Consider the following 13,057-nt stretch of genomic DNA (forward strand, 5'->3'; position numbering starts at 1 on the left):
CGAGCGACCGGCTCGCGACGCCGATCGGCTGAGTGCCACACTGAGCAGCGCGTGGCCACGCGGCACGACCCCGATTCCGAGCTCCCGATCAAGCTCAATCCGTGCTCGAACGGCGAGTACCTCCCTCAGCCCCTGGGCGCCGTGGGGCACGAGGCGATCCGCCGAACCCGGGATGCGGCGGCGACGCACGCGCGGCGGCTGAACGTCGACCGCCGCGACTTCCTCCGATCGATGGGAGGTGCCGCCCTCATGCTGGCCACCCTCAGCGCGTGTCATGGCGAGTCGCGCGCCGCGAAGGGGAGGTCGGCGGGAGGCCACTTTCGACTCCCGAAGGAGGCACCGACGGAGCCCGGCGCCGCCAACGGGACGTTGGGCGGCAACGAGTTCATCCTTGACGTGCAGACCCACTTCCTCGAGTACGACGCCACTCATCAAGCCGGTGGATCCTTCGCCCAGGCGTTCCCACAAGCTCGGTGCGGTGCCGCCGACCCGCTGGCGTGCTTCTCCATCGAGCAGTACCTCGAAGAGCTCTTCCTCTTCAGCGACACGGCGATGGCTGTGATCTCGGCGGTGCCGATCCCGGGTGAGGCGAGCCCGTTGTCGATCGATCAGATGGAGAAGGCACGACGAACCTTCGAGGCCGTGTGTCACGACGAGCGGCTCCTCCTGCACGGTGGAGCCTTCCCGCAGCTTGGAAGTCTGGACGCGACCCTGGAGGGCATGCACGCGCTCGAGGCAGCGCACCGAATCGGGGCTTGGAAGGTCTACACGCACATTCCGGGTCGGTGGTGGCTTGACGACCACGAGGCCGGCGTACCCCAAGTTGGGAACGCCTTCCTCGACGCGGTCGCCAACAGCCGATCGAAGATCTGCTGCGTCCACAAGGGTTTCGGCAACCTCTTCGGAGCGAGCGCGGTCGAATACGCATCACCTGTCGATGTCGGTCCGGCTGCGAGAGCCCACCCGAGCGTCACATTCGTCGTCTACCACTCGGGCTACGAGCCGGAGCAGACCGAGGGTCCGTACACCGACGCGACCGCGAACCAGGGCGTGAACCGGCTCATCACCTCCCTGCGCGGCTCCGGCATCGGGCCCGGCGGCAACGTCTATGCCGAGCTCGGCTCGACCTGGCGCAACGTGATGCGCGACCCGACGCAGGCTGCCCACGTACTCGGCAAGCTTCTCAAGGAGCTCGGGTCGGACAACGTGGTCTGGGGAACGGACTCGATCTGGTACGGCGCGCCGCAGGATCAGATCCAGGCGTTCCGCGCCTTCGAGATCACGCCCGAGTATCAAGAGCTATTCGGCTATCCGGCTCTCACAACCACCGTCAAGCGCAAGATCCTCGGGCTCAACGCGGCGCAGATCTACGGCGTGAAGCCCGTCAAGCCCAGCTGCACGTTCACGCCAAGCGACATCCAGCGGGCGCGAGAGGCGCTCCCGGCATCGAACCGTACCCACGGCCCTGCGAACGCAGCCGAGCTTCGGACGCTGATTCAAGCTCATGGACCGGTCTGACCGTCGGGCCTCCACGTACAGCGCCTCCCGTTGCGATCCGCCCTTGGGGATGAGGTCTGCTCGTCACAGTTCACGCAGAACGGAGACCGCCGGGCGACTGGCCACGCGAATCGCCGCGGCGGCACTTAGCGCGACTGCGCCGACCGCGACCGCGGCAACGGCGACGAGGTACCCCCACGGCACCGCGAGTGCGGCCGGAGGCGGGTCGAACACGCCGGTGAGGACCTTCACGAGCATGGCGGCGAGGGCCCACGCCCCGAGGGCCCCGAGCGCGAGGCCGCCTGCGGTGACGAACGTGGCCTCGCTCCAGACGAAGCCGCCGAGCTGACGCGGCGAGGCGCCGAGCGCGCTGACGATCGCGAAGGTGCGGCGCCGCTCGTTGAGGCCCAAGGCCAGGACCAACCCGGTTGACGCCGCGGCCAGGACGAGGGCGAACGCGAGCTCAACCCGGGTCAGCCCCGACAGGTCGACCGCAGTGAGGCTGGAGCCCACCACGGCGCGTGACGTCTGGATGTCGGTGACGGTGGCGCGGGTCCCAACCCGGGCGCGCACGCGCGCCGCCACGGCCTTTGGTGAGGAGCCGCCCGTGTCGAGCAAGAAGGACCCGACCGCATCGCTCCCGGTCCGCTGAGCGACGTACCGGGCGTTGGCGACCAGGAAGCTGTCGCGGGGCGCGGTCGGGAACTCCTTGACGATGCCGGCGTAATGGAACGGGACGTCGACATACTGGCTCGTCCGCTGGTCCTGGAGCCGCAGGGTGACACGGTCGTGTGGGTGCAGCTGGAACGTGCTTGCGGTCTCGGCGCTGACGAGGAGGTTGTCGGGGTGCGCCGCGAGGTCGCCCATGAACTGACGGGCAGAGCCGCCCTGGAAGTAGGCGTCTTGGATCTTCGTGGCGTCGACGACGGTGGTCGGCCGCACCCCGAACAGGTCTTGCAGGTCGGCCCCGACGTACGCGAAGCGATGCTGGACGGGCTCGACGCTCCGCACGCCCGAGATCCGGGCCAGCGGCCCACCCCCAGCGGGCCCCACGTGGGTGCCGGGCGGTTCGGTGACCGTGACGTCGGCACCGTTCGTGAGTCGGGCGTCGACGGTGGCTTGCTGTCGGTACGTGGCGTTGAACATCGCCGTCGAGCCCGCGAAGGCGACCGTCAGGGCGACGAGGGCGAGGGCGCCGGCGAGCAGGCGTCGCTGCCGGCTCATCGACGCCGCGACGGTGCCGTCGAGCCGGCCCGCGAGGGGACGCGCGAACCTGCGGAGCGATCGCCGGCCGCGCGCGAGCACCAAGTCAGCAACCCGGTAGGCGAGCAGGCCGGCGCCGACCCAGAGCAGCGCCGGGCCTGCCAGCGCCCAGTAGCTGACCGAGATCGACGGCGTGCCTTCGGGGGCCAGCACCAGCTGGTACCCGTTCTGGCTGGTGAGCCAGAAGACGGCGCCAGACGCGGCGAGGAGCACGAAGTCGAGCCCGTACCGCGCCCACCAGGGAGCCATGGGTCGTCCGACGATCCGGCGGGCCTCGGAGACCGTCGCCTTGCGGGCGTCACGCCAAGCCGGCAGGACGACGGCGAGCAGCGCGATCACGACGCCGACCGCGCCGGCGGCGGCGCACCAGGCCACCGTCGCTGTCGTCGTCGCCCCGAAGCTCGCCGTCCCGAACTCGGCCGCACCGATGATCAGAGCTCCGCCGACACCCAACCCGGCGCCGACGACGCCCACGACCGCCGCCTCCAGCATCGCCAGGCCGAGCAGCTCACGCGACGTCGCGCCGCGCGTGCGCAGCAGCGCCTGGTCGTGACGACGACGCACGGCGCCCGCACCGGCGACGGCGGCGGTCAGGAGACCAGCGAGCACCGCACCGGGAACACCGAGGAAGAGGAACAACACTTGGGCGTACGAGGCGTCCGAGCGCGCCGCCGAGAGGGTCGACCCGAGGTTGTCGCCGACGAGGCCAGCGCCGGCGAGGCGCGCTTCCAGATTGTGAGCCGCGCCCGTCACGACCGTGTACGCCGCCGCCGGGTCGTTAGGCAGGCGGTGCGAGAGCCGGCCGTGAACCTGAATCCGAACCAGATCCGGTCGACTCGTGGCGAGGACACCGAAGGCCTCATGCCACATGGCCTCCGGGAGGAGCACCACATTGTCGGGAGGCGCCGCAAGCTGGGCGCTCGTCGGTGCGCCGACCTTCTGGAACAGGGAGTCGGCCTGGGGCAGGTCGACCACGCCGTCGACGCGAACGGTGAACGGCGCGAGGCCCGTCCGGCCGATCGTGACGCTGTCGCCAGGTGCCGCGTGGAGATTCGCGGCCGTCTGCTGGGCCAGCAGCACGCCGGTACCGCGCCCGGCGAGGTCGCGCAGTTCGCCGGGGAACGTCGCCCGGTATCCACTCGGAAGACCGAGCACGACGCCCGGGCCGGTGCTCTGGGTCGACCCGCTCGTGATCGACTGGAGGCCAGTCGTCGAGGCGTAGCCGACGGGCAACGCCTCGCGGACCTGATGGGTGGCGCGAGTAGCTGCCAGCACGCTCGTGGGGTCGGCGCCGGGCTGGGTCTCGACCTGCCAGTCGACGCTGACCCGTGCCGCGGCTCGCTGGGTCATCGTGGCCTTCGATGCCGACAGGAACGTCCCGATCGAGGCGAGGAGACCGACGGCGACGGCGACACCGACGGCGGTGGCCGCGATCCGGGCCGGCCTTCGGGCAACGAGCCCGCGAAGCCAGATCAACGCGAGCACGGCGACCGGCCCGGACTCGGCGGCGCCGGCTTCGTGACCACCTGGAGCCGGCCGTTCGTGATGTCCCACCGGTGTGGGAGCCGCACGGCGATCCGCGGGTCGTGGGTGCTGACGAGCAGCGCGGCGCCCGCCTCTGTGGCGGCGTCCAGGAGCACGTCCACGACGTCGCTCGCGGTTGCGTGATCCAACTGACCAGTCGGCTCATCGGCGAGGATGAGACGCGGCGTCGCGGCGAGGACGCGCGCAACCGCGACGCGCTGAGCCTGGCCTCCGGAGAGCTCCTCGGGCAGCTTGGCCGCCAGCTCTGCCAGCCCGAGCCGTGCCAGCGCATCAACGGCGCGAGCGGTGGCGGTGGCGTCGTCGCCGCCCTCGAGCAGGACGGGCAGGGCCACGTTCTCAACCACGTTGAGCGGTGGGATCAAGCTCGGGCCCTGAAAGATGATGCCGACCGGCCCGGGCCGGATCGACGTCCGCGCTCCCAGCGCCGGCCACGTGATCTCGCCCGTCGTGGGTGGCTCCAGCGCCGCCATCAGGTGCAGCAGCGTCGACTTGCCGGAGCCCGACGGTCCGACCAAAGCGATCCGATCGCCGGCCGATATCTCGCAGGTGGCGCCGTGCAGCGCGACGACCGCGGACCGGCCGGCGCCGTAGCTCCGGCCCAGGCCGACGCAGCGCACCAGGGGAGCGTCGATCACGCGACCGCCCGGCCGTCGTCGAGCATCAGGGCGCGGTCAGCGAGCGCGCCCACCTGGGGGTTGTGCGTGACGACCACCACGGCTGCTCCGTGCTGCGTCGCCTCGCGTAGCAGCCACGCGACGCGTTCCGCGCTCGCGGAGTCGAGCTCTCCGGTCGGCTCGTCGGCGAGCACGACGGCCGGGTCGTTGGCGAGCGCGACGGCGAGCCCGGCGCGGGCGGTCTCTCCGCCCGACAGCTCGGACGGGTAGGCCGTCGCCCGTGACGCGATGCCGAGACGATCGAGCAGTTCGCGGCGCCGCGCGTGGTCGACGCGGCCGGCCACCCGCTGGGCCAGCGAGATATTGGCCGAGATGTTGAGGTGCTCGATCAGGTTCGCGGACTGGAACAGCATCCCGATGCGCCGTGCCCGGAGCTTGGTCCGCTCCGCCTCGGGTCGGCGGGAGAGTCGAACGTCCTCGACGTACACGCTGCCACCGTCAGGCTCGTCGAGACCGGCAAGGCAGGCTAGGAGCGTCGACTTCCCGGAACCAGACGGACCGACCACCGCCACCAGTTCGCCGTCCTCGACCGAGAGTGAGACGCCACGCAGTGCCAGCGTCTCGTCATCGCCCGCGTGATAGAAGCGGTAGAGGTCGGTGGCGACCAGCGCTGCGCTCACGCCCGCCACGCGAAGGAGTTCGTGATGATGCGCCATGGGTCGACGTTGTCGGCCGTGACCGGCGACGAGAGCGTCATTGCGACCCGCAGACCGTTCCGCCAGAACTCGTAGCGCTGGACCTCGAGACGAGGCCGCTTCGCCGTCACCGGGTTCGGCGGTCCGTCGGCCCGGTAGCGCAGCAGTACCGCTGGTCCGGCCGAGCGCGTCACGGTCTGGATCGCCTCGAGCTGGAAGCCCGGAACCGAGGCGCCGAGTGACGCCAGCTCGCTGCTGCGTACCGACGCGGCGTCGGCTGCGCTCGGTGTCGGCATCGCCTCGACGCGCAAGGCGTTGAGGTTGTCGGCAAAGACCACGCCCCCAGGTGTCGCCGTCTGGGACCACCCTTCCGGCACCTTGAGCGTGTAGCCGCTCGGAGACGAATAGACGATGTACGCCTGCGTGTCCGGGATGTCGCCCGCTGGCTTCACGTCCTGCTGGCTGTTGCTCGACGACCCCCCTCCGCTACACGCCCCGAGCAGGACCGCCGCGATCAAGGACGTGCTGAGCCCAAGCAGGGCGGCACGATGATTCATCACGGGCCTCCGGGACGTCGTCGAGTACGGCGATGCGACCGTACGGGCCGCTCCGTCATCGGACACCCGCCCGAAGGTCAATGGAACGTAAAACCGTCAGACGCGGCGTCCTCGAACGGCACCCGTCGTACCCTGTTGCCGTGGGCGACGAGCGGATTCTCGTTGTCGAAGATGACGAATCGATCGGCCGAACGGTCTCACGCGCCCTGGAGAGCAACGGCTACGCCGTCGAGTGGCTCACCGCGGGTGCCGGCGCAGTGGCGGTCGCCGAGACCTGGCCGCCGCAGCTGATACTCCTCGATCTCGGCCTTCCTGACCTCGACGGAGTCGAGCTGTGCCGCCGGCTGCGGGCGGCGGGCGTCGGCGCCACGATCATGATGATCACGGCCCGGCGCGAGGAGATCGACGTCGTGGTCGGCCTCGACGCTGGCGCCGACGACTACGTCACGAAGCCGTTTGGCCTCGCCGAGCTCCTGGCGCGCGTTCGAGCCCATCTTCGTCGTCCGAGTGCCGACGACCCGCGGCGGCTGGCCGTCGCCGGGCTCGAGATTGATCTCGACGCCCGCCGCGTCTGGGTGTGCGGCGAGGAGGTCCAACTGCGGACGAAGGAGTACGACCTCCTCGCGCTCCTCGCCACTGAGGCGGGCCGCGTTGTTACGCGCGACCAGATCATGCGCGGTGTCTGGGACGAGAACTGGTACGGACCGACGAAGACTCTGGATATGCACGTGTCCGCGCTGCGACGCAAGTTGCGCGCCGCCGACGGTGCGAGCGCGCCAGTTGCGCGCATCACCACGCTGCGGGGAGTCGGATACCGCCTCGAGCTCCCGTGAGACGGCGGATCCTCGTCGCCATCGTGGTGGTGACCGCGATCGCGGTCGTCCTCTTCGCAGTTCCGCTCGCGTTCGCGGTCGCAAACCTCTACCACAACGAGGAGATCGTCCGCCTCGAACGCGAGGCCGCAGCCGCGGCCGGACACGTTCCTGTTGAATTTCCGACCAGCGCGGACGCCGTCGAGCTGCCGACCCTTCAGGCCCCCCGTGTGGTGGCGTTCTACGACCGGACGGGTCGCCGGGTCGCAGGAACCGGCCCGGGTACGGCGGACCGGTCGGTACGAGAAGCGTTACGAGGCGGCGTCCACGATGCCACCACGTCCGGGACTTTGGTGGCCGCGGTGCCGCTGACGCGGGGCGAACAAGTCGTCGGGGTCATCCGCGCCGCCTCTCCCGTCAGCATCGTCGACGATCGGACGCGCCGAGCCGTCTTGCTCATGGCTGCCATCGGCGCCGCGGTCGTCGCCATCAGCGCCGCGATCGCGGCGTGGCAGGCTCGCCGCCTCGCCCGACCGGTCGGTGCCCTCGGGCGTACCGCCACGGCATTGGGCCACGGCGACTTCACCGTCCGCAGCGAGCCCGCGGGCGTCGCCGAGGTGGACGCGGTGTCCGAGGCGCTCAACAGCACCGCCGAGCGGCTCGACCAGATGCTCTCCCGAGAGCGTGCGTTCAGCGAAGATGCGTCTCATCAGCTCCGAACGTCCTTGGCCGGGCTGCGGCTGATCCTCGAAGCGGCGCGGCTCGATCCGACGCTTGATCGCGCGACCGTGTTGCGCGAAACGGAAGCCCAGATCGAACGTCTCGAGGAGACGCTCGACGAGCTCCTCGCCCTTGCCCGTGGTGCTCCTGCTCAACGAGAGCCGATCGACCTCGAACCCGTGATCGACGAGCTGGCATCGAACTGGACCGGACGGCTCGCCTCGCAAGGCCGTCCCCTCCGCGTCGTCACCGAACCCGACCTCCCCGCCGCCGGGGTCGCGGCCGGTGCGGTCCGCCAGGTCCTCGACGTCCTGCTCGACAACGCCGTTCGTCACGGCGCCGGCACGATCACCGTGGAGAGCCACGCTGTTGCGCGGGGCCTGGTCATCAACGTGGAGGATGAGGGGGCCGGAATCGCTGGTGATGCCGAGCACGTGTTCCAGCGGCGTGGCCGGGGGGCGCGGGACCACGGCATCGGCCTTGCACTGGCCCGGTCCCTCGCCGAGGCTGAAGGCGGGAAACTGCAGGTCTCGCGCACCGGACCGGGCCCGGTCTTCTCGCTGTTCCTTCCGCAGGCCACCGTCTCCGCCGATCCCGTGACCTCCTGACAATTCCTCGGTCGTCCAGGGCCGGCGAGTCGCGTCCCGAATGCTGCGAGTCGTTGACTGCGGCCACCAGCGGCTAGCCTGACGTCTTCGCTTCGATCGTGGCGCACGGGCGCCGCTGCACTGCTCCAGACCTCGGCGGTGTGCGAATCCAGCACTTCGGGGGAGCCGTGCAGATCAACCCACGCCAGCCTGAGTCCGAGGTCCAAGCCGTCGAACCGGTCGCGCTGCCATCCCTGGCTCAAGTTGCGCGCCGGGCGGTGCCACAGGTCGTCGACGGGGCTCTCCTTCCTCTCGCACTGTTCCTGCTGATGGATGCATTCGTCGGCCTCGGCATGGCGATGGCGGCCGGTCTCAGCTGGTCCGGCTTCGCGATCATGCGCCGGGTGGCGAGGAGTCGACGAGTTCCCTCGATGGTGATCCTCGGGACCGCGATGCTTCTCGTTCGGTCCACGCTCGCGTTGACGACCGGCAGTGCCTTCCTCTACTTCCTCCAGCCGACCATCGGGACTGCCGTCGTGGGGCTGGCGTTCCTGTGCTCCGTGCCGGCAGGAAGACCGCTCGCGCGTCGGTTCGCCGGGGACTTCTTGACGCTGCCCAGCGATCTTCTCCGCGCTCCGTACGTGCATCGGTTCTTCGTTCATAACTCGATGATGTGGGCGGTCGTCGGTCTCTTCAACGCCGCCGCTGCGTACTGCTTGCTCATCACGTTGGCGACGGCCACATTCGCTGTTACTCAGACGATGTTGTCGATCCTCGTCACGGTCCTTGCCGTGGGGGCATCGATCTTGTGGTTCCGCAGCTCGATCTGCCGTCATCGCCCCATCACCGTGGGCATCTGAGGCTGGCGCCCTCGACGGACTACCGGCGGCGGGAACATCCCATGATGCGCCCGATGCTGCCGCGCGGGACAGAGGCCGCCGAGGGCTCTCGAGTCCGCGCACTGGCGCTCGGGCCGGAGGCCCAGCCCGGGTGACGTGAGTTCGACGCTTTCGAACCGGCGCCCGCAGCGGTCCAACGTGAGAGAGTGTGTCGTCGACGGAGATCAATCCGGGTCGGATCAATGGCGAATCGTACGGATCTGGAGTTCACCTACTCGCTGATTGATCGCATCTTTCGACTGAGCCTGGGAGAGCTGGCTGACTTCAGCGGCGCCAAGTACGACGGTGACTTCGCGCTCACCCTGGAAGCTGCGCAACGCCGCAAGCACGACTACGTCGCCGAGCAGGTCGGGATTGGACCGGGCCGGCGTGTCCTGGACCTCGGGTGCGGGTGGGGTCCACTGCTGGACGTGGTCCGGAGCCGTGGCGGAATCGGGGTCGGCGTCTCGCTGTCGTCCGCGCAGGTCGCCGCCTGCCGGCGCCATGGCCTCGAGGCCCACCTCTTCGACGTACGGCACCTGGAGCGCGACAGCTTCGGCACCTTCGATGCCGTGGTCAGCCTCGGGGCGTTCGAGCATTTCTGTTCCCCGGATGACTTCATCGCTGGCCGCCAGGAAGAGACCTACCGCGACATCTTCGCCCGTGTCGCGAGCGTGCTCCCAGCAGGTGGGCGCCTCTACCTCCAGTCGATGGTGTTCGGGCCAAACATGATCCCGGTTGACGGCGTCGACATCGGAGCTCCGCGGGAATCGGACGCGTGGTACCTCGCGCTCCTGGGGCGACAGTTCCCCGGCTCGTGGCTTCCACTCGGACCAGAGCAGATCATCAGGAGCGCGGAGCCTGCCTTCGGCCTGGTGTCGAGTTCCAATGGCCGACTCGACTACATCGAGACGATTCGGCAGTGGCGAGCGCGGTTCGCGGCGCCGAGCTTGAGAAAGTCGTTGCTGAAGCTCCAGCTTCTCCCACGCTGGCTCACCAGCCGTGACTTTCGACTGGCATTCACGTCGGGTGTCAGTTCGAACACCGTGTGCTTCGAACGAAAGCTGCTCGATCACTACCGATTGGTGTTCGAAAAGCGGGGTACGCCGGCATCGACCGGCGTGTAGTGACGGCCTGACCGCGCGGCCCGCTCGAACGCACGCCACAGGACCATGACCCGACGAGCGGTGTGTGGTCAATCTGCTACACTGGTGTTGTTCACCGGGGCCTTGCCTGTACGCGAGGCCCGTGAGCACCGCAGCGCGCAGGGTTACTGCTCGCACGCCGCACCGGCCTTCCGTCGCCAGTCCGAGTCGGGCGCGTCAAGGAAAGACTGTCGCCCGGCGAGAACTGATCCGCGGCGGCTCACGGGCTGGCGCAACGGAGACAACCTGAATGACTGAAACGTTCGCCGATCTCGGGGCACCTGACGATCTCGTCAGGGCTCTGGATCAGCGCGGCATCCGAACCCCGTTCCCGGTGCAGCGTCTGACCATGACCGCTGGCTGTGCCGGGCGCGACCTGGCGGCCCAGGCGCCCACGGGCTCCGGCAAGACAATCGCATTCGGTGTCCCGCTCGTCGCCCGGCTCACCGCCGCTGCCCCCTCCAAGCCCACCGGTCTCGTGCTCGTGCCGACCCGAGAGCTCGCCGCCCAGGTGCGGCACGAGCTCGAATGGCTCGGCGCCCCGCGCCAGCTGCGCGTGTCCACCCTCTACGGCGGTGTCGGCTTCGGACCCCAGCGCGCCGCGCTGCGCCGTGGCGTCGACGTCGTGGTCGCCTGCCCGGGTCGGCTGACGGATCTGGTCCAGCAGGGCGATGTGGATCTCGGCGAGGTCGAGATCGTCGTGATCGACGAAGCAGACCGCATGGCAGACATGGGCTTCCTGCCCGTCGTACGCCGGCTGCTGGATCGCACGCCCACCACGCGGCAGACGATGCTGTTCTCGGCGACGCTTGACGGCCCGGTCAAGGCACTGTGGCGCCGCTACCAGCGTGACCCGATGCGGTACTCGGTCGGAGCGCAACCCGACCAGCGGTCTCGGGCCACCCACGTGTTCTGGGACGCGCCCCGCTCGCACCGACTCCGGCTGTGCGCCGACGTGGTCTCGGCGGCCGGATCGACGATCGTGTTCTGCCGTACCAAACGTGGCACCGACCACCTGGCGCGGAAGCTCGGGGCGCTTGGGGTGCGGACCGCCGCGATCCACGGCAACCGCTCGCAAGTCCAGCGCGACCGAGCCTTACGCGCGTTCGCTGGCGGTCAGGTGGAGGCGCTGGTCGCGACGGACGTTGCTGCTCGTGGCCTGCACGTCGACGACGTCGCGTGCGTCGTGCACTGGGACCCACCGGCGGACGCCACGGATTACACGCATCGCTCGGGCCGGACCGCGCGCGCCGGCGCCGCCGGCGTGGTGGTCTCCCTCGTATCGCCCGAACAGCACGGCGTTGTCGCGCCGCTTCAAAAGGAGCTCGGTCTCGGGTCGCGTCTCACGAAGCCCGACACCAGCGTCTTCGACAGGGCTCGCCGCCAGGCGGGCGTCCGGTCTCGCTCAGGAGGGGACCAAAATGGCCAAGAACCAACGCACGACATTCGGCAAGCTTCAACGAGAACGCGCTCGCCAGGCCAAGCAGGCCGAGAAACGCGAGCGACGACGGGCACGGCGCGCCGGCGAGGAGCCAATCGACGGTCCCGCGTCGGCAGGCCCTCCGACCGCCGCCGAGCCGGACAGCATCGGACCGGGCAGCGAGGCGCTCGGGGGCGCCGGGAGCAGCGGGGAGCCTGACGCCTGAGCAGTGCTGACTCGCGGCATCGCCATGCGATGCCGCGGCCCGCACGCCGCCAGCCGCACCACACGACATTCGAGCCGACTAGACCCCGATCAGGTCGCGGACGTCGACGTTGAAGGCCGGGTGACGCAGCTTCGCCATCGCCTTGGCCTCGATCTGGCGTATTCGCTCGCGGGTGAGCTGGAAGTGCTTGCCCACTTCCTCGAGGGTGCGAGGCTCTCCGTGGCCGAGTCCGAACCGCAAGCTGATGACGAGGCGCTCTCGCTCGCTGAGCTTGAACAGGATCCTTTCGGTCTCCTTCGGGAGCATCACGGCGGCGGCGGCGTCGGATGGGGACGGCGCCGAGCGGTCGGCGACGAGATCCCCGAATTCCGTCTCTCCGTCCTCGCCGACCGGCTGCGACAGAGATAGCGGCTCGGCTGCGATCTGGAGCGTCTCGGCCACGTTCGTCGGCGCCAGCTCCAGCTCGTTAGCGAGTTCAGCGATACTCGCCCGTCGGCCGAGTCGAGCCTCGAACTCCGTTCGAACTTGCTGGAGACGAGCCAGCCGGTCCGCAACGTGGATCGGCAAGCGAACGGTCCGGCAGGTGTTGGCGACTCCCCGTGAGATCGACTGCCGAATCCACCAGGTCGCGTAGGTCGAGAACTTGAAGCCCTTGCGCCAGTCGAACTTGTCCACGGCGTGGATGAGGCCGAGGTTGCCCTCCTGAATGAGATCGAGAAGCGGCAGTCCGGACCGCTGGTAGCGCTTCGCGATCGAGACGACCAGTCGGAGGTTGGCCTCGACGAAGGCGCGGTGAGCCTCATGGCCACTCCGGACCGCGCGGCGAAGGGCTCGTCGCTCAGCCTGCGTCAGCGACGACTGGCGAGCCTCGAGCTGCTCCTGTGCGGCTACTCCGTCCTCGATCCGCCGCGCCAAGGCCTGTTCATCGCTCTTGGAGAGCAGGACGAACTGACCGGCCTGATGGAGGTAGAGGTGGACGAGGTCGTCGGTGTCACTGACACGCGACCGCTCGCGGCTCGACATGAGACCTTTCGCTTGTGACAGCAAACGCTGCCGGATCCGAGCGTGTGGCCGAGCGTGGCTCGACCACACTGCTCG

Annotated in this window: 12 protein-coding genes; 7 read left to right on the plus strand and 5 right to left on the minus strand. The window is 69.4% G+C overall.

All coding sequences use genetic code 11. From position 1 onward, the window contains the following. The first annotated feature begins 51 nt into the window (after nt 1-51). Entirely contained in the window at nt 52-1,518 is a 1,467-nt protein-coding gene (locus tag VG869_03185; GenBank protein HEV3450186.1) for an amidohydrolase family protein, read from the plus strand. Between the two features lie 63 nt (nt 1,519-1,581). Here VG869_03185 and VG869_03190 read toward each other — a convergent pair whose 3' ends face one another. Genes VG869_03190 through VG869_03205 form a run of 4 tightly spaced genes read right to left on the minus strand, consistent with a single transcriptional unit; the run spans nt 1,582 to nt 6,171 of the window. Continuing rightward, complete coding sequence (locus VG869_03190) at nt 1,582-4,245, minus strand: FtsX-like permease family protein (protein HEV3450187.1); 2,664 nt, start codon at nt 4,243-4,245, stop codon at nt 1,582-1,584. After that, nucleotides 4,233-4,922, minus strand: coding sequence for an ATP-binding cassette domain-containing protein (locus tag VG869_03195; GenBank protein HEV3450188.1), 690 nt, complete (start codon nt 4,920-4,922; stop codon nt 4,233-4,235). Before VG869_03195 ends, VG869_03190 begins: the two co-directional genes overlap by 13 nt. Before the next feature lie 14 nt (nt 4,923-4,936). Next, nucleotides 4,937-5,599, minus strand: a complete 663-nt coding sequence (locus VG869_03200) for an ABC transporter ATP-binding protein (GenBank protein HEV3450189.1) — start codon at nt 5,597-5,599, stop codon at nt 4,937-4,939. Next, nucleotides 5,596-6,171, minus strand: coding sequence for a hypothetical protein (locus VG869_03205; protein ID HEV3450190.1), 576 nt, complete (start codon nt 6,169-6,171; stop codon nt 5,596-5,598). The genes VG869_03200 and VG869_03205 overlap by 4 nt, the downstream gene beginning before the upstream one ends. A 140-nt stretch (nt 6,172-6,311) precedes the next feature. Here VG869_03205 and VG869_03210 point away from each other — a divergent pair, with 140 nt between their 5' ends. From VG869_03210 to VG869_03230, 5 genes are all read left to right on the plus strand, one after another. Continuing rightward, on the plus strand, nt 6,312-7,004 hold the full coding sequence (locus VG869_03210) for a response regulator transcription factor (protein ID HEV3450191.1): 693 nt from the start codon (nt 6,312-6,314) through the stop codon (nt 7,002-7,004). Nucleotides 7,005-7,441: 437 nt separating this feature from the next. Beyond that, nucleotides 7,442-8,311 carry a HAMP domain-containing sensor histidine kinase gene (locus VG869_03215; protein HEV3450192.1) on the plus strand — a complete coding sequence of 290 codons (870 nt, stop codon included), beginning with the start codon at nt 7,442-7,444 and terminating at the stop codon, nt 8,309-8,311. A gap of 167 nt (nt 8,312-8,478) precedes the next feature. Further along, nucleotides 8,479-9,150 carry a VC0807 family protein gene (locus tag VG869_03220; GenBank protein HEV3450193.1) on the plus strand — a complete coding sequence of 224 codons (672 nt, stop codon included), beginning with the start codon at nt 8,479-8,481 and terminating at the stop codon, nt 9,148-9,150. Nucleotides 9,151-9,371: 221 nt separating this feature from the next. Further along, nucleotides 9,372-10,295 (plus strand): class I SAM-dependent methyltransferase, encoded by a 924-nt coding sequence (locus VG869_03225; protein HEV3450194.1) that lies wholly within the window; start codon nt 9,372-9,374, stop codon nt 10,293-10,295. Between the two features lie 268 nt (nt 10,296-10,563). Continuing rightward, entirely contained in the window at nt 10,564-11,952 is a 1,389-nt protein-coding gene (locus tag VG869_03230; GenBank protein HEV3450195.1) for a DEAD/DEAH box helicase, read from the plus strand. 85 nt (nt 11,953-12,037) lie between these two features. On the opposite strand, the gene VG869_03235 is transcribed toward VG869_03230, so the two are convergent. Then, nucleotides 12,038-12,724, minus strand: a complete 687-nt coding sequence (locus VG869_03235) for a sigma-70 family RNA polymerase sigma factor (GenBank protein HEV3450196.1) — start codon at nt 12,722-12,724, stop codon at nt 12,038-12,040. On the opposite strand from VG869_03235, the gene VG869_03240 reads away from it, so the two are divergent. Then, on the plus strand, nt 12,638-13,000 hold the full coding sequence (locus VG869_03240) for a hypothetical protein (protein HEV3450197.1): 363 nt from the start codon (nt 12,638-12,640) through the stop codon (nt 12,998-13,000). The genes VG869_03235 and VG869_03240 overlap by 87 nt on opposite strands. Nucleotides 13,001-13,057 lie beyond the last annotated feature (57 nt).

It is taken from the genome of Acidimicrobiia bacterium (assembly GCA_035948415.1).
In the GTDB taxonomy this organism is placed as follows: Bacteria; Actinomycetota; Acidimicrobiia; order IMCC26256; family PALSA-555; genus PALSA-555.

What these genes read in the sequence shown, in the direction of transcription:
- VG869_03205 (HEV3450190.1), bottom strand. Translation starts at nt 6,171, where the DNA reads ATGAATCATCGTGCCGCCCTGCTTGGGCTCAGCACGTCCTTGATCGCG.
- VG869_03215 (HEV3450192.1), top strand. Translation starts at nt 7,442, where the DNA reads ATGGCTGCCATCGGCGCCGCGGTCGTCGCCATCAGCGCCGCGATCGCG.
- VG869_03225 (HEV3450194.1), top strand. Translation starts at nt 9,372, where the DNA reads ATGGCGAATCGTACGGATCTGGAGTTCACCTACTCGCTGATTGATCGC.
- VG869_03230 (HEV3450195.1), top strand. Translation starts at nt 10,564, where the DNA reads ATGACTGAAACGTTCGCCGATCTCGGGGCACCTGACGATCTCGTCAGG.